Origin of the sequence: Streptomyces sp. NBC_00028 (genome assembly GCF_045041065.1) — a bacterium.
Taxonomy (GTDB): Bacteria; Actinomycetota; Actinomycetes; order Streptomycetales; family Streptomycetaceae; genus Streptomyces.
Genome location: NZ_CP108293.1, coordinates 2,365,823 through 2,382,556 on the forward strand (window position 1 = coordinate 2,365,823; position 16,734 = coordinate 2,382,556).

Sequence of the window (16,734 nt, forward strand, 5' to 3'; positions counted from 1 at the left end):
TCAACAAAGTGTTGACGTCCAGATCGCCCCACTTCTAGGCTCCACAAAGCGGAAACAGGTTTCCGCTGTCACCCGCACGGAAGGTCCCCGATGTCGAAGCGCGTGCTGACGACCGAGTCCGGCGCCCCGGTCGCCGACAACCAGAATTCCGCCTCCGCCGGTGTCGGCGGTCCGCTCCTCCTCCAGGACCAGCACCTGCTGGAGAAGCTCGCCCGCTTCAACCGTGAGCGCATCCCGGAGCGCGTGGTGCACGCCCGCGGCAGCGGTGCGTACGGCTACTTCGAGGTGACCGACGACGTCACCGGGTTCACGCACGCCGACTTCCTGAGCAGCGTCGGCAAGCGCACCGAGGTCTTCCTGCGCTTCTCCACCGTGGCGGACTCGCTCGGCGGCGCGGACGCGGTCCGTGACCCGCGCGGCTTCGCGGTGAAGTTCTACACCGAGGAGGGCAACTACGACCTCGTCGGCAACAACACCCCGGTGTTCTTCATCAAGGACCCGATCAAGTTCCCCGACTTCATCCACTCGCAGAAGCGCGACCCGTTCACGGGCCGTCAGGAGGCGGACAACGTCTGGGACTTCTGGGCGCACTCCCCCGAGGCCACGCACCAGATCACCTGGCTGATGGGCGACCGCGGCATCCCGGCGTCGTACCGCCACATGAACGGCTACGGCTCGCACACCTACCAGTGGACGAACGCCGAGGGCGAGGCCTTCTTCGTCAAGTACCACTTCAAGACCAACCAGGGCGTCCGCTCCCTGTCCGCCGAGCAGGGCGCCGAGCTCGCGGGCAAGGACCCGAACTCGCACCAGACGGACCTACTCCAGGCCATCGAGCGCGGGGTGAACCCGTCCTGGACGCTCTACGTCCAGATCATGCCGGCGGCCGAGGCGGCGGACTACCGCTTCAACCCGTTCGACCTCACCAAGGTGTGGCCGCACAAGGACTACCCGCTCCAGCGCGTGGGCCGGCTGGTCCTCGACCGCAACCCGGACAACGTGTTCGCCGAGGTCGAGCAGGCCGCGTTCTCGCCGAACAACTTCGTGCCGGGCATCGGCCCCTCGCCGGACAAGATGCTCCAGGGCCGGCTGTTCGCCTACGCGGACGCGCACCGCTACCGCCTGGGCGTCAACCACACCCTGCTCGCGGTGAACGCCCCCAAGGCGACGACCGCGCAGAACTACGGGCGTGACGGCCTCATGGCGGCCAACTCCCAGGGCCGCGCGGCGAAGAACTACGAGCCGAACTCCTACGACGGCCCGGCGGAGACCGGCCGCCCGCTCGCCGCCCCACTGGCGGTCAGCGGCTGGACCGGCACGCACGAGGCGCCGCAGCACACCAAGGACGACGACTTCTTCCAGGCCGGTGAGCTCTACCGGCTGATGTCCGAGGACGAGAAGAAGCGTCTGATCGCGAACATCGCCGGCGGCCTGTCCCAGGTCTCCCGCGACGACGTGATCGAGAAGAACCTGGCCCACTTCCACGCCGCCGACCCGGAGTACGGCAAGCGCGTGGAGGAGGCGGTCCGCGCCCTGCGCGAGGACTGACCTTCCAGGGGATGAGCTCCCTGTTCGCGCCCGGACGCTGAGCGACCCGGATGAGGGGTGGTCCCTCGGTACGGGGCACGGGCAGGGTGATGGACCGCGGCGGCGTGCGAGCCAGTGCGGTGGTGAAGGACCGGAGATCCTCTTCTCGACCTGAGGGAAGGGCGTTTCGGGCTCCGTCGCTGCCGCCGCGGTCCCAGCAGCACGGCACGACCCGAAGAGCACCGGATACGGACGGTCCCGTATCCGGTGCTCTTCGCCGTGTCCGGGATGCGCGGACGGCTTGCGCGCAGCACGCTGAAGGCATGGCACACGCACCGCACCATCCGCACGTCGTGGTGCACTCGCCGGGCCTGGACGGCTCCCGGCGGGTCACCGCGGACGACCACAACCTCGGCGTCGCCTCCCACCTGGACGATGTCGTGGAGCTGCTGCGCCTCGCCGATCTCGACCGGATCGAGGTCGAGGACGAGGACATCGTGGAGTGGCAGGGCGGCGGCCCGGACGACTGGCCGGGGCTGTCCGAGCACCCTCAACCGTGAGCCCGCCTACACCCGGCGGCGTAGACGGGCTACGGAACCCTCAAATCAACCTCTGAACCCGCCCCCGGAGGCTTCAACCGCCCCCGGGGGCGGGCACATTGTCGTCACGCGGTGCCCGCCGGCACGGGGGCGGCGGGCACCGCGTGACGGGGGTACGGGGGGGCACGGGGGATACGGGGGGACGGGCACCGGGGGGACGGGACATGCCGAAGGGGCGGCCCATCCCCCCGGCTGGGCCGCCCCTGTGGTCGCTGCGGTACGTCAGGCCTTCAGCGTCCTGATCGCCGTCGGGGCGTGCCCCGGCTCCGTCGCGAGCTCCTCGAACTCGGTGACGTCACTGATGTCGGCGGTCTTGCTCATCGCGATGTTGGTGATCCGCTCCAGGATCGCCTCGACGACGACCGGCACCCGGTACTCGGCGGCCAGCTTCTTGGCCTCCTCGAAGGCCGGCAGCAGCTGGTCGGGCTCGGTGACGCGGATGGCCTTGCAGCCGAGGCCCTCGACGACCTTGAGGTGGTCGACGCCGTAGACGCCCAGCTCCGGGGAGTTGATGTTCTCGAACTCCAGGTTGACCTGGAAGTTGATGTCGAGACCGATCTGCGCCTGCCGGATCAGGCCCAGGTAGGCGTTGTTGACCAGGACATGGACGTACGGGATCTTGTGCTGCGCGCCGACGGCCAGCTCCTCCAGCATGAACTGGAAGTCGTAGTCGCCGGAGAGGGCGACGACGGGCGTCTCCGGGTCGGCCTTGGCGACGCCGAGCGCGGCCGGGAGGGTCCAGCCGAGCGGGCCGGCCTGACCGCAGTTGATCCAGTGCCGCGGCTTGTAGACATGCAGCATCTGGGCGCCCGCGATCTGCGAGAGGCCGATCGTGGTGACGTAGCGCGTCTCGGGGCCGAAGGCCTTGTTCATCTCCTCGTAGACGCGCTGCGGCTTCATGGGCACGTTGTCGAAGTGCGTACGGCGCTGGAGGGTGGCCTTGCGCTCCAGGTGGGAGGCGACCCAGGCGGAGCGGTCGGGCAGCTCGCCCGCGGCCTTCAGCTCGCGCGCGATCTCGACGAAGAGCTCCAGGGCGGCCTTGGCGTCGGAGGCGATGCCGTAGTCCGGGGCGAAGATCTTGCCGATCTGGGTGGGCTCGATGTCGACGTGGACGAACTTGCGATCGCCCCGGTAGACGTCGAGCTTGTAGCCGGTGTGCCGGTTGGCCCAGCGGTTGCCGATGCCGAGGACGAAGTCCGACTCCAGGAACGTGGCGTTGCCGTAGCGGTGCGAGGTCTGGACGCCGACCATGCCGGCGTTCAGCTCATGGTCGTCCGGGATGGTGCCCCAGCCCATCAGGGTGGGGATGACCGGGGTGTCGGTGAGTTCCGCGAACTCGACGAGCAGGTCGGAGGCGTCCGCGTTGATGATGCCGCCGCCGGCGACGATCAGCGGGCGCTCGGACTCCAGCAGGAACCTGATCGCCTTCTCGGCCTGGGCGCGGGTCGCGGCCGGCTTGTAGACGGGCAGCGGCTCGTAGGTCTCCGGGTCGAACTCGATCTCGGTGAGCTGGACGTCGATCGGCAGGTCGATGAGGACCGGTCCTGGACGACCTGAGCGCATGAGGTGGAAGGCCTGCTGGAAGACGCCGGGGACCTGGGCGGCCTCCAGGACGGTGGTCGCGGACTTGGTGACCGGTTTGGCGATCGAGGCGATGTCGACGGCCTGGAAGTCCTCGGTGTGCAGTTTGGCGACCGGCGCCTGGCCGGTGATGCACAGGATCGGGATCGAGTCGGCGATCGCCGAGTACAGGCCGGTGATCATGTCGGTGCCGGCCGGCCCCGAGGTGCCGATGCAGACACCGATGTTGCCGGGCTGGGTACGCGTGTACCCCTCGGCCATGTGGGAGGCGCCCTCGACGTGCCGGGCGAGCGTGTGGTCGATGCCGCCGCCCTCCTTGAGGGCGCGGTAGAAGGGGTTGATCGCCGCGCCGGGCACACCGAACGCGTTGGTGACGCCCTCGCGCTTGAGGATCTCAACTGCCGCGCGGGCAGCGGTCATACGTGCCATCGAGTACTCCCTGCTTCGGCTGTCGGATTCGCACTCCCGTCGCGCCCCGCGGTGAGCACTTCCGTACGCTCGAAATTCCACATTACGGAAACTAACTTCTACTATCTGGAATCAATGTAAGTGGAGGGGTGAAGGGCGTCAAGAGACGGACAAGCCGGGGTTCGCTGGAGGACGATGGGAGCGCTGTCCCGACGTGCGGTCGTTCTGGAGTGGGCCATGTCCGAGAACGTGTCGGTGCGCTGCCCGGTCTGCCGGCGCGAGCACTTCTATGCGGCACCGTCCTATCCGTGCGCCTGCGGGGCGCCGGTGACACCGGCGTTGGACCGGCGGGCGCGTGCGACGACGGTCACGCACCGCTCCTGGGAGGACGACTGGGTGACAGTCCTGTGCGCGCGCTGCGGGCGCACGGGCGAGTGGCCGCACCCCGAGGTGGGCTGCGCGTGCGGAGCGGTGCTGCGCGTTCCGGTCACCCCGGAGGCGGTCGGCATCACGACGACCCGGCGCGTCGAGCAGTCCCGCCGGCGCACCTTCCAGCCGGTGACGATCCGCACGGCGCGCGACGCGGTGACAGCCGCGGCCCTGTACCTGCGCTGGCTCGGCTACCAGGACATCCGCCGCGCCGACCAACGCCCCCCGAACGGCATCGGCCTCGCCGCCCGCGGCCTCCTCGCCCAGGTCGACCCGACCGTCCGCCCGGCCTCACTCCGCGACGTCGAATGCCTGTGGCTCACCGCGATGACGGAATCCGCGGACTGCGTCTACTTCTCCCTGGCCGGCTACGCCACAGAGGCCCGCACAGTCGCCGACGCCCTGGGGGTACCCCTGTTCGTCCTCGACCTGACGGGAACACCCCAGCCGGTGAACGGCCTGGCGGACGAACTGGATTCCACGGGGGCGTAGGCCTTTGGCGGTGGAGCCGAAAGGGGGCTGCGGTGAAAGAGATACGGCCGCTCGGTCGACGAGGCTGAGGTTGCCGATGCTCGTACCGATCGCGGTTGTCAGGGGCGGCGCCGGGACGGCCGCCGTCGTGGGCGTCGGAAACCCGATGCGGCCGGACCCGGCGCCCTGCACATCGAGCAGGTGTCCGTCCACCCGGGCTTCCGCGTCCTGGACGCGAGTGAACTCACCCCTCCGCGTAGGTCTCCCGCAGTTCCACCTTGCGTACCTTTCCCGACACCGTCATCGGGAACGACTCCAGTACCTGGAGCCTGCTCGGCACCTTGTAGTGGGCCAGGCGGCCCTCGCAGAAGGCGTGGACGTCCTCCAGGGTCGGTGGGTCGGCGGGGTCGCGGGGGATGACGCAGGCGAGGACCTCCTCGCCGTACCGCTCGTGAGGGACGCCGACGACCTGGACGTCCGCGATCTTCGGGTGGGCGTAGAGGAACTCCTCGATCTCGCGCGGGTAGATGTTCTCGCCGCCCCGGATGATCATGTCCTTGATGCGGCCGACGATCTCGACATAGCCGTCCTCGCGCATCACGGCCAGGTCGCCGGTGTGCATCCAGCGGCCCGCGTCGATCGACTCGGCGGTCTTCTCGGGCTCGTTCCAGTAGCCGAGCATCACGCTGTAGCCGCGGGTGCACAACTCCCCCGCCTCGCCACGGGGTTGAGTCACTCCCGTCACCGGGTCCACGATCTTGACCTCGATGTGGGGCAGGACGCGGCCGACCGTTCCCGTGCGGTGTTCCAGGTCGTCGTCCCGCCGCGTCTGGAGCGACACCGGGGACGTCTCGGTCATGCCGTAGCAGATGGAGACCTCCGCCATGTGCATCTCGGCGACCACCCGCTTCATCACCTCCACCGGACACGGCGAGCCCGCCATGATGCCGGTGCGGAGGGAGGAGAGGTCGTACGACGCGAAGTCCGGGTCGTTCAACTCCGCGATGAACATGGTCGGTACGCCGTAGAGGGAGGTGCAGCGCTCCTGCTGGACGGCGTCCAGCGTGGCCTTCGGGTCGAAGGACGGGGCCGGGATCACCATGCAGGCGCCGTGCGAGGTCGCCGCCAGATTGCCCATCACCATGCCGAAGCAGTGATAGAAGGGCACCGGGATGCAGATCCGGTCCTGCTCGCTGTACGCGATCAACTCCCCCACGAAGTAACCGTTGTTGAGGATGTTGTGGTGGGAGAGGGTCGCCCCCTTCGGGAAGCCCGTCGTCCCCGACGTGTACTGGATGTTGATCGGGTCGTCGCAGGACAGCTCCGGGTACGGCGCCGGGGTCGCCCGGGCGAGGAGCGCGTCCCAGCTCGGGTCGCCGATGAACACCGTCTCCCTCAGCCGCGGGCACGCACCCCGCACCTCCTCCACCATCGCCCGGTAGTCGCTCGTCTTGTGACTGAGGGACGCGAACAACAGGGAGATCCCGGCCTGGTTGAGCACGTACTCGACCTCGTGGGTGCGGTACGCCGGGTTGATGTTCACCATGATCGCGCCGATGCGGGCGGTGGCGTACTGGACGAGCACCCACTCGGGGCAGTTGACCGCCCAGATGCCCACCCGGTCACCCTTGGCGACCCCGCTCGCCATCAGCGCGTACGCCAACTCCTCGACATCGGCGGCGAATTCACCGTAGGTCCAGCGCCGTCCGGACGGTACGTCGACCAGTGCCTCACGGTCCGGCCAACTCGCCACCGCCCGGTCGAGGTTCGCGCCGATCGTGTCCCCGAGCAGTGAAGTCCCGCTCGTCCCATGGGTGTAGGAGCTCATCGGAAGTCCTCCTCGCGGTACTCGGCGGCCGAGCCGGCGGCCGTGGCCTCGCGCAGCTCGATGCGGCGGATCTTGCCGGAGACGGTCTTGGGCAGCGGCGCGAACTCCAGGCGGCGGATGCGCTTGTAGGGCGCGAGGACGTCCCGCGAGTGCTCGAAGAGGACCTTCGCGGTGTCGGGGCCTGGTTCCCAGCCCTCCGCGAGGACCACGTACGCCTTCGGCACCGCGAGCCGCAGCTCGTCCGGCGCGGGCACGACGGCCGCCTCGGCGACCGCCTCGTGCTCCAGCAGCGCGCTCTCCAGCTCGAAGGGGCTGATCTTGTAGTCGCTCGCCTTGAAGACGTCGTCGCTGCGGCCGATGTAGGTGAGGTAGCCGTCCGCGTCCCGGGATGCCACGTCCCCGGTGCGGTAGTAGCCGCCCGCCATCGCCTCCGCCGTACGGTCCGCGTCGCCGTGGTAGCCGGTCATCAGGCCGACGGGCCGCGCGGACAGGTCGAGCGCGATCTCGCCCTCGTCGGCACCCGGAGCGCCGGTCACCGGGTCGAGGAGTTCCACGCGGTAGCCGGGGCTGGGCCGTCCCATGGAGCCGGTCTTCAGGGGCTGGCCGGGGCTGTTGGAGACCTGGACCGCCGTCTCCGTCTGTCCGAAACCGTCCCGGATCGTCACCCCCCACGCCCGCCGCACCTGCTCGATGACCTCGGGGTTCAGCGGCTCGCCCGCCGCCACCGCCTCCCTCGGCGGGGTCCGCAGCTGGGTGAGGTCGGCCTGGATGAGCATCCGCCACACGGTGGGAGGGGCGCAGAAGGTGGTCACTCCCGCGCGGTCCATCTCCGCCATCAGCCGGGCCGCGTCGAAGCGCGTGTAGTTGTGGATGAAGACGGTGGCTTCCGCGTTCCAGGGCGCGAACAGGTTCGACCAGGCGTGCTTGGCCCAGCCGGGCGAGGAGATGTTCAGATGCACGTCGCCGGGCCTGAGGCCGATCCAGTACATGGTGGCCAGGTGCCCGACCGGGTACGAGGTGTGGGTGTGCTCGACCAGCTTGGGGCGGGCCGTGGTGCCCGAGGTGAAGTAGAGCATCAGCGGGTCGTCGGCCCCGGTCGGGCCGTCCGGCGTGAAGTCGGGCGATGCCTCGTAGGCGTCCTCGTAGCGCCGCCAGCCCTCCGAGGCGCCGCCGACCGCGATCCGGGTGTAGTCGCCGGGCACGTCGTCGAACTTGCCGGTGTCCTCCGACCGTACGAGCACCTGGCGCACCCGCCCGCGCTCGACGCGGTCGCGCAGGTCGGCGGGGCCCAGCAGCGGTGTGGCCGGGATGACGACGGCGCGCAGCTTCATCGCGGCGAGGGCGGTCTCCCACAGCTCGGCCTGGTTCCCGAGCATCACCAGGACGCGGTCCTCGGCGCGCACTCCCTGGTCGCGCAGCCAGTTCGCGATCCGGTCGGAACGCTCGGACAGCTCGGCGAAGGACAGCCTGACCTCGGCGCCGTCCTCCTCGACGATGTGCAGGGCGGTCCGGTCGTTGCCGTCGGCGATGACGTCGAACCAGTCGAGCGCCCAGTTGAAGCGCTCGGGCCGGGGCCAGGTGAAGCCCTCGTAGGCCGTCGCGTAGTCCTCGCGGTGGGCGAGCAGGAAGTCCCGCGCTGCGCGGAACGACTCCGTCGTCATCTGTCCTCCTCAGGGCCGGACCATTGCCGGGCGGCTCTCTGTCATCGTTTACTCCGTGATGCAGGTCTCACTACCCCCGAACGGGGGTGTGCGCCGCGGCGAAAGGACGAACGGGTGGCTACGGAGGCGGCGGAGATCCGCAACGCGCTGGTGCGGCTGCGGCGGACGACCGGGCTCCCGGTCGCCTTCGGCGGGCTCGTGGAGGCCGGCCGCCCCCAGATGCGCATCAGCGAACTGAGCGGCACGGCGACGGTCGCGCTGCGCGCCTTGGCCGTGACCTCGGGCAGCGGCCTCGGCGGCAGGGCGGTCGCCCTCGCCCGCCCGTGCGCCGTGACGGACTACTCCGCCTCCCGGCAGATCAGCCACGAGTACGACGCCCCGGTCGCCACCGAGGGCCTGCGCTCGATCGTGGCGGTGCCCGTCGTCGTACGGCGCCGGGTGCGGGGTGTGCTGTACGGCGCGCTGCGCACCGTACAGCCGCTGGGTGACCGGGTGCTGGGCGCGGCGATGGAGGCGGCGCGGGACGTGGAGCAGGCGCTGGTGGTGCGCGAGGAGGCGAGGGAGCTGGTGGCGGCGGCCGAGCCGGCCGGGGTGGACCCCGTGTCGCGGGAGCAGGTCCGGGAGGCGCACGCGGCGCTGCGGGCGCTGGCGCCACGGATCACCGACCCGGCGCTGCGGGCCGAACTCCTCGACGCGTGCGGACTGCTCACCCCGCGGCAGCGACCGGTCCGCACGGCCCTCGCCCCGCGTGAGCTGGACGTCCTGGCCTGTGTGGCCGAGGGAGCGACCAACGCGGCGGCCGCCGAGCGGCTGGGGCTGCGGCCGGAGACGGTCAAGGGGTATCTGCGCTCGGCCATGCGCAGGCTGGGCGCGCGCACCCGTGGGGAGGCGGTGGCGGCGGCGCGCCGGGCAGGGCTGCTGCCCTAGAACGTTGCCCCACCATTCATTCACCTGTGCTTTGAATTTCCCCATACTTTGAGGTTGTTATGTGCCTCACCACGTCTCCCCTCCGGATTTCAAAGAATCGTTGCCTAGAATTTGGCCCGGACACGACACGAGGGGAGCGGCGACCGTGCAACGGGACTTCCAGGAGCCTGCGAGATGCCGCCCCGACCTGGTCATCGGCCGGGAGGAGGTGTTCGGTCGGGCCCGGGAGCAGCTCGTCCGGGGCGGCAGCGTGCTGCTGCACGGCCCCGCCGGAATAGGAAAGTCCACCGTCCTGCGGGCATTGGCCGCGGATAACGGCGGCTCGGCCCGCACCGTCCTGCGCTGCTCGGCGACCGAGTCCGAATCCCATCTCCCCTTCCTCGCCCTCGCCGACCTGCTCGGTCTGGTCCTCGACGAGGTCTCCGGGAAGCTGCCCGCCGCACAGCGCACCGCGCTGGAGTCGGCGCTCACCGGCCGCGGCGAGTCCACCCTCCAGCGCGACGGCCTCGCCCTGCGCCTCGCCGTGCTGTCGGCACTGCGCGCGCTCGCCGCCGAGGGCCCGGTGCTGATCGTCGCCGACGACGTGCAGTGGCTGGACTCCGCCAGCGCCGAACTCCTCGGCTTCGCCGCCCGCCGCCTCGGCGACACCCCGGTGCGGATGCTGTGCGCGGTGCGGACCGAGGGTCAGGAGTACGACCGCCATCTACGCGCGTCCCCGCCGGACACCCTCGCCCTGCGCGTCAACCCGCTCTCCCGCACCCAGGTCTCCGAACTGCTCGGCCACCGCGGCTACACCGGCCTGCCCCGCTCCACGGTCCGCGACATCCACCGCACCAGCGGCGGCAACCCGCTCTTCGCCCTGGAACTCGGCCGCGCCCTCAGCGAGAACCCCACCCCGCCCCGGCCCGGCGAGCCGCTCCCGGTGCCCACCTCGCTGCGCACCCTCGTGCTGAACCGCCTGGAGATGCTCTCCGACGAGGCCCGCCGCACCCTCCTCGTCGCGAGCGCCGGCGCCCGCCCCACCCCCGCCCTGCTGCGCGCGGCCGGCCGGGAGAACGCCGAGGCGGAGACCGCCCAGGCCGCCGCCCTCGGCCTGCTGGCCACCGAACCGGAGGGCCCCGCCGTACGGTTCGCGCATCCGCTGATCTCGGCCGCGCTGTACGCGGAGGCGCCCGCGCACGAGAGACGGGCGGCGCACGCCGCGCTGTCGAAGGCCGCCTCCGACCCCATCGAGCGGGCCCGGCATCTCGCCCTGGCCACCACCGGCACCGACCCGGACACCGCCGACAGCCTCGCCGAGGCCGCTTCCCTCGCCCGGGACCGCGGCGCCCCCTCGGTCGCCGCCTCCCTCGGACTGCTCGCCGCCCGCCACACCCCCGTCGAGGCCGACCCCGACGCGCGGCGCCTCCAGGCCGCCGAGGACGCCATCACCGCCGGTGAGCTGGACCTCGCCCGGGACATCGCCCGGGACGTGCTGACCCGGGCGACCGTCCCCGCGGACCGGGTGCGGGCCTGGATCATCGTGATCGACACCGCGGGCCACGCCATGACGGAGGTCGACTCGGTCTTCCCGCAGGCCCTGGCCGACGCCGGCGACGACCCCCAGTTGCTCGCCCTGATCCACTACCAGCTGACCTGGCGGGCCGTCCTGGTGGACGGCGACTTCGACCAGGCCCGCGAGGAGGCGGCGCACTCGGCGGCGCTCGCCGCGCGGGCCGGCGACCGCTACAACGAGCTGATGGCCCTGGCCTTCCAGGCCCAGATCGAGACCCTGATGGGCCATCCGGACGCCCCCGCGACCATCAAGCGCGCCCTGAAGGAGCCCCAGGACCCGAGGGTGTCGTGCCACCACAACGGCGCCGGCTACTCCCGGTTCCGCTGGCTGATCATGAGCGACCAGCTGGCCGAGGCCCGCGCCACGGTCACCGCGCTGCTGCGCGAGGTCCAGCGCACCGGGGCCGTCGAGAGCGAGGTGCACTTCCTGCGCGGGGTCGCCGAGACCGAACTGCGCTCCGGGCACTGCGGCCGCGCCCTCGACCTCGCCCGGGAGAGCCTGATGATGGCCCGGGACACCGGCATCGGCGAGGTCGCCTCCGCGGTCCTCACCTCCCTCGGGGAGGCCTCGGGCGGCGAGGTGGAGCGAGCACTGGAGCTGGCCCGGGAAGCGGTCGACCACGCCGAGGAGGACGGCGACCAGATGTACGTCTCCCGCGCGCTGACCGCCCTCGGCTACGCCCAGCTGGTCGCCGGGGACGCCGAGGCCGCCGTCCGCTCGCTGCGCCGGGTACGCGAGCTGGAGCAGGGGCTCGGCATCACCGACCCGGCCCGGGGCCGCTGGCAGGGCGATCTCGCCGAGTCCCTCGTCCGGATCGGGGAGCTGCGCGAGGCCCAGGACGTCATCGAGGTCACCCGGGAGCAGGCGCTGCGGCTGGGCCGGGAGAGCGTGCTCGCGGTGCTGGACCGTGCCGAGGGGCTGCTGCGGGCCGCGCGCGGTGAACACGAGGCCGCCCTCGCCCAGTTGACGTCGGTGCAGGACCGGCTCGCCAAACTCGGGTACGGCCTGGAGGAGGCCCGCACCGCCTTCGCGCTGGCCCAGCTGCGCACCCGGCGCCCGGGTCCGACCTCGTACGACGAGGCGGCCCGCCTCTTCCGGCGCTGCCGGGCGCTGCCCTGGCTGCGGCAGGTCGACGCGGCGACCGTCGTACCGGCGGCCGAACCGGAGCCGCCGGCTACGCCCGCCCCGACCGCCGACGCCCTCGAAGGGCTCGCGGCGATGGAGCGTCAGGTCGCCGCGCTCGTCATGGAGGGCGCGACCAACCGGGAGATCGCCGCGCGGCTGTTCATCAGCGTCAAGACGGTCGAGGCGACCCTGACCCGGGTCTACCGCAAGCTGGGGATCCGCTCGCGGGTGGACATCGTCCGGCTGGCGGCGGGGCGCCGTACGAAGTGAGACAGCGCGGGATTTACTGACCCGCGTGGTGTTTCCTGCGGCCGACCGAGGGTTTTCCCTGCCCAACTCCCCTAGGGGGTTCCCTCATTGGGAAGGGGAACTTCCCGGTTCTAGGTTATGAACGTGCCGCTCGCCCGGGCATACGGGGGTCGGTCCCGCGACCCCCGTGCTCACCCCCCACACCCGCGCGTCCCCCCACCGGCAACCCCCACTGAGGAGACTCATGTTCGGGCTCAACCGCGCCAAGAGAACCGCGGCCGTCGTGGCGGCCACCGCTGCGGCCGCAGCGACCGCGCTGCTCGGCGCCCCCTCCGCCGTAGCCGCTCCCCAGCCCATCGTCGGCGGTTCCACGACCACGACGACCTCGTACCCGTTCATGATGCAGATCACGGACTCGTCCCAGAACCAGTTCTGCGGCGGCACCCTGGTCTCCTCGACCAAGGTGGTGACGGCGGCCCACTGCATGGTCGGCGAGACCACGAGCAGCGTCCGTGTCGTCGGCGGCCGGACCTATCTCAACGGCACCAACGGCACGGTCAGCCGGGTCAGCAAGATCTGGATCAACCCCAGCTACACGGACGCCACCAACGGTGACGACGTGGCCGTCCTGACCCTGTCGACGGCGATGTCGTACACCCCGGCGTCGTACGTCTCCTCGTCCCAGACCGGTGTGTACGCGGCGGGCACCACCGCCCGCATCCTCGGCTGGGGCACCACCTCGGAGAACGGCAGCTCCTCCAACCAGCTGCGGACCGCGACCGTGCCGATCGTGTCCGACTCCAGCTGTGCGAGCTCCTACGGTTCGGACTTCGTCCAGTCCGACATGGTTTGCGCCGGATACACCTCCGGCGGCGTAGACACCTGCCAGGGCGACAGCGGCGGTCCCCTGCTCATCGGGGGCGTCCTGGCAGGGATCACTTCTTGGGGCGAGGGCTGTGCGGAGGCCGGTTACCCGGGTGTCTACACCCGGCTGACCACCTTCTCCAGCCTGGTGACCGCACAGGTCAACTCATAGGTCCCAGAAGTTCTCCTGAGCACCCCTCAGGTGAAGTACCAGGGGGCGTTGCGGGCCTCCACGAGCGGCCCGCAGCGCCCCCTATCCATGTCTTTTGAGACCCTCCAGCTCTGGGTCCACGAGGTACCCACCGACGGCTGGGGCACCGACCCGCGCACGGCCAGTCCCGTCGACAGGGCGAGCCCGGGCGCGCGGAACGGCAGGAAGGCCACCCTCGGGGTGTGCAGCACGCGCGCGTGGGACGCGTAGACGACCGTCCACAGCGAGCGGCAGCCCGGCGAGTTCCTCGACGCCGATCTCGGAGCGGGCGGCGAGCGGATGCGCCGCGGGGAGCGCGGCCACCAGCGGGTCGGACCGCAGGGGCAGCACCGGGACGCCGGGAATCGCCGCGTTCGCCCGCCGGGCTCCCTAGGTGCCGGTCGAGCTGGGGTCAGCACCCGGTCCAGATGCTCACCGAGTCCGGTGCTGGTGCCGATCCGGAGACCGGGCGGCGGCGCGACGGCCTCCGGGCCCGCCGCACCCGCCGGGGCGAACGGTCGAACAGCTCGGCGGCCCGCCCGAAGTGCAGTTCCTCGGCGACGGTCACGAAGTAGGCGAGCTGGCGCAGTTCCTCGGTCCGGACTCTAGGACGGCCGTACGACGGTCCCGAACCGGATGTCGTACGACGTCCCGGGATGCATGGTGGCGAGCATCCGCGCCCCCTCCTGGATGACCTCGTCCCGCTGTCCCTTGGTCAGCTTGCCGAAGGGCTCGATGACGAGGGCGTGGCTGTCCGGGGCGTCCTTCTCCAGCTTCCACACGCCGGCGAGGAAGCCGTCGACGAGGAAGGTGGCGTACACCATGTTCCCGACCCAGCTACGGCCCCAGTACTCGGCCGGGATGACGCGGGTGCGGTCGGCGTGGGAGAGGAGGAGGTTGTCGAACTCGGGGAGGAAGCGGGGCGGGGCCGGGGTGTCGGCAGCGGGGCGCGGGGCGTCGGGGAGGTCGAAGAGTTCGACGCCGTGCTCGTCGCGGAAGGTCAGGAGCTGCGGGCGCAGGCGCTCGAAGGCTTCACGCAGGCGGGTCAGGCCGGCCCAGGTCTGCATGTCCTTGACGGAGGCGGGGCCGAAGGCGGCGAGGTAGCGCAGGACGGTGGCGTCGGGAGCGGGGGCGGGTTCGGCGGGGCGGCCGAGCCAGTGCTCGGCGGTGGTGAGGGCCACCTGGCCGCTCTGTCCCCACAGTCCACGCGGGGTGACCTGGACGAGGGGGAGCCGGCAGCGGGCGGCGATCGCGAGGGACTGCGGGTCGGCGTCGGGCCACTCTTCGAGCAGCGCCTCGCGGAGCTGCTTCATGGTGCGGGGCTCGGTCTCGACGAGGTCGCGGGCGAGGAGGGCGAGCCGGTCCAGGTCGACGCCGGCGAGTCCCTTGCGGAAGTTGGTGAGTTCGCGGTCGCGGGCGGCCTGGACGAGCGGGCGCAGGGTGAGGGTGTCGGCGGCGGTGTGGGTGTGGATGGTGGACCGCATGGTGACGATCCGGACGACCTCCCGATCGGCCATCAGGCCGGACAACTCCTCGGGGGCGAACCCCTCCAGGCGGGCGGCGAGCGCGTAGTAGGGCGGCTTGACGTTCTGCGCCTGGAGACCGAGCAGATGCTCCACCGCCGCCTTCGCCGTCAGCGACGAACGCTCCAGCAGCAACTGCCGGTCGAGGGTCGCTCGGTTGAGGGCGCGGGGGTCGAGCACGGGGGCCGTCTTCGTCATACCGCGCACGCTAACGCCCGTTGCGGACACCTTCTGTCCGCAACGCACATGGATTCCCCGCCGGGCCACGCCCCTTGACGCCCCTCCCGGCAGAACCCACCCAACCGACACGGCCCCCCGCAGGGCCCGGCCCAACCGCCATGACCTCCCGCAGGACCCGCCCCCACCGACACCGCTTCCCACACGGCCCGACCCGCCAGGACCGACACCCGCACCCCCGACCCAACCGACACGACTGCCCACACCACCCAGCCCCGTCTACGCCGGCACCCTCACGCCCTGACCCCGTCGACGCCGACGCCCGCACCACCGCCCCCCTCGACGCCCGACCCCACCCCGCCCCACCCGACCCCGTCGGCGTCGTTTGCCGCGTATATCCTGCTCGCTGATCACGCAGCCGGTGACTCGAGCCGAGAGGCAGCCGTGATGTCCGAGCGACGCGTTCGTCCGACCGCGAAGGGCCGAGGGAAGTCCGCCTGGCTCCGTGCCCTCGCTCCAGCCGCCCCTCCCCCGCCGACGGAGAAGCAAGCCGCCGACCGGTCCGACCCGGCGACGACCGAAGCGGAGCCGCCGAGCATCGTTCAGGCGGCTCTGTACCGGGACGGCGTCCGGGTCTCCGCGCCGGCGACCCTCGCCGAGACCTTCCGTGAGCTGCGTGAGCAGCGGTCCGGCATGGCGTGGATCGGTCTTGCCCGTCCGACCGAGGCGGAACTCCTGTCCCTGGCCGCCGAGTTCGATCTGCATCCGCTCGCGGTCGAGGACGCGATGGAGGCCCATCAGCGGCCCAAGCTCGAACGCTACGGCGAGACCCTCTTCGTCGTCCTGCGGGCCGCCCGCTATCTGGACGCCCCGGAGGAGGTCGACTTCGGTGAGCTGCACGTGTTCGTGGGCCCCGACTTCGTGATCACGGTCCGGCACGGCGCCGCTCCCGACCTGTCCGCGGTCCGCAGCCGCATGGAGGCCTCGCCGGACCTGCTGAAGCTCGGTCCGGAGGCGGTGCTGTACGCCATCCTGGACGCCGTGGTCGACGGCTATGTCCCGGTCGTGGCCGGCGTGCAGAACGACATCGACGAGATCGAGACGGAGGTCTTCCGGGGCGACCCCGAGGTCTCCCGCCGGATCTACGAACTCTCCCGTGAGATGGTCGAGTTCCAGCGCGCCACCCGCCCCCTGGTCGGCATGCTGCACGGCCTGATGACCGGCTTCTCCAAGTACGGCACCGACGACGAACTCCAGCGCTACCTCCGCGACGTCGCCGATCACGTCACGCACACCAGCGAGCGCGTCGACGGCTTCCGTCAGGCCCTCACGGAGATCCTCACCGTGAACGCGACGCTGGTCACCCAGCAGCAGAACGCCGAGATGCGGGCGTTGGCGGAGGCGGGGTTCGAACAGAACGAGGAGATCAAACGCATCTCCTCGTGGGCCGCCATCCTCTTCGCCCCCACCCTCGTCGGCACCATCTACGGCATGAACTTCCCGCACATGCCCGAGCTGGGGTGGCGCTTCGGATATCCCTTCGCGGTCGGTCTGATGGGCGTGATCTGTGTCAGCCTCTACGTGATCTTCAAGCGGCGCGACTGGCTCTGAGGGACCGCG

At 71.1% G+C, this 16,734-nt stretch carries 12 protein-coding genes and 1 pseudogene; 8 read left to right on the forward strand and 5 right to left on the reverse strand.

Annotated features, from left to right (window positions below; translation table 11 throughout):
* Positions 1-90: 90 nt before the first annotated feature.
* Both OG885_RS10525 and OG885_RS10530 read left to right on the forward strand, forming a co-directional pair.
* The gene (locus OG885_RS10525; protein ID WP_405729526.1) at positions 91-1,548 is read left to right on the forward strand and encodes a catalase; all 1,458 of its coding nucleotides are present in this window, start codon (positions 91-93) and stop codon (positions 1,546-1,548) included.
* Between the two features lie 302 nt (positions 1,549-1,850).
* The gene (locus OG885_RS10530) at positions 1,851-2,087 is read left to right on the forward strand and encodes a hypothetical protein (RefSeq protein ID WP_399951358.1); all 237 of its coding nucleotides are present in this window, start codon (positions 1,851-1,853) and stop codon (positions 2,085-2,087) included.
* A gap of 261 nt (positions 2,088-2,348) precedes the next feature.
* Here the strand turns inward: OG885_RS10530 and gcl are convergent, their stop codons facing one another.
* Positions 2,349-4,136 carry a glyoxylate carboligase gene (gene gcl, locus OG885_RS10535; RefSeq protein ID WP_405729529.1) on the reverse strand — a complete coding sequence of 596 codons (1,788 nt, stop codon included), beginning with the start codon at positions 4,134-4,136 and terminating at the stop codon, positions 2,349-2,351.
* Between the two features lie 216 nt (positions 4,137-4,352).
* On the opposite strand from gcl, the gene OG885_RS10540 reads away from it, so the two are divergent.
* The gene (locus OG885_RS10540; protein ID WP_405729531.1) at positions 4,353-5,036 is read left to right on the forward strand and encodes a hypothetical protein; all 684 of its coding nucleotides are present in this window, start codon (positions 4,353-4,355) and stop codon (positions 5,034-5,036) included.
* A 223-nt stretch (positions 5,037-5,259) separates the two neighbouring features.
* Here OG885_RS10540 and OG885_RS10545 read toward each other — a convergent pair whose 3' ends face one another.
* Both OG885_RS10545 and OG885_RS10550 read right to left on the reverse strand, forming a co-directional pair.
* Complete coding sequence (locus tag OG885_RS10545; protein WP_405729534.1) at positions 5,260-6,843, reverse strand: AMP-binding protein; 1,584 nt, start codon at positions 6,841-6,843, stop codon at positions 5,260-5,262.
* On the reverse strand, positions 6,840-8,504 hold the full coding sequence (locus tag OG885_RS10550) for an AMP-binding protein (protein WP_405729537.1): 1,665 nt from the start codon (positions 8,502-8,504) through the stop codon (positions 6,840-6,842). Before OG885_RS10550 ends, OG885_RS10545 begins: the two co-directional genes overlap by 4 nt.
* Before the next feature lie 114 nt (positions 8,505-8,618).
* Between OG885_RS10550 and OG885_RS10555 the strand changes: the two genes are divergently transcribed.
* The 4 genes from OG885_RS10555 to OG885_RS10570 all read left to right on the forward strand — a co-directional run bounded on the left by OG885_RS10555 (position 8,619) and on the right by OG885_RS10570 (position 13,645).
* Positions 8,619-9,431 carry a response regulator transcription factor gene (locus OG885_RS10555; RefSeq protein WP_405729540.1) on the forward strand — a complete coding sequence of 271 codons (813 nt, stop codon included), beginning with the start codon at positions 8,619-8,621 and terminating at the stop codon, positions 9,429-9,431.
* Between the two features lie 145 nt (positions 9,432-9,576).
* On the forward strand, positions 9,577-12,381 hold the full coding sequence (locus OG885_RS10560; RefSeq protein WP_405729543.1) for an ATP-binding protein: 2,805 nt from the start codon (positions 9,577-9,579) through the stop codon (positions 12,379-12,381).
* A gap of 223 nt (positions 12,382-12,604) precedes the next feature.
* The gene (locus OG885_RS10565) at positions 12,605-13,396 is read left to right on the forward strand and encodes a S1 family peptidase (RefSeq protein ID WP_399951339.1); all 792 of its coding nucleotides are present in this window, start codon (positions 12,605-12,607) and stop codon (positions 13,394-13,396) included.
* A gap of 87 nt (positions 13,397-13,483) precedes the next feature.
* Positions 13,484-13,645 (forward strand): hypothetical protein, encoded by a 162-nt coding sequence (locus tag OG885_RS10570; RefSeq protein WP_405743197.1) that lies wholly within the window; start codon positions 13,484-13,486, stop codon positions 13,643-13,645.
* A 12-nt stretch (positions 13,646-13,657) separates the two neighbouring features.
* Here OG885_RS10570 and OG885_RS10575 read toward each other — a convergent pair.
* Together OG885_RS10575 and OG885_RS10580 are read right to left on the reverse strand one after the other, a co-directional pair.
* Positions 13,658-13,765 (reverse strand): annotated as a pseudogene (locus OG885_RS10575) (LysR family transcriptional regulator); the annotation flags it as partial.
* A gap of 254 nt (positions 13,766-14,019) precedes the next feature.
* The gene (locus OG885_RS10580; protein ID WP_405729546.1) at positions 14,020-15,135 is read right to left on the reverse strand and encodes a winged helix DNA-binding domain-containing protein; all 1,116 of its coding nucleotides are present in this window, start codon (positions 15,133-15,135) and stop codon (positions 14,020-14,022) included.
* A 426-nt stretch (positions 15,136-15,561) separates the two neighbouring features.
* On the opposite strand from OG885_RS10580, the gene OG885_RS10585 reads away from it, so the two are divergent.
* Positions 15,562-16,725 carry a magnesium and cobalt transport protein CorA gene (locus tag OG885_RS10585; protein WP_405729549.1) on the forward strand — a complete coding sequence of 388 codons (1,164 nt, stop codon included), beginning with the start codon at positions 15,562-15,564 and terminating at the stop codon, positions 16,723-16,725.
* The last annotated feature ends 9 nt before the right edge of the window (positions 16,726-16,734 follow it).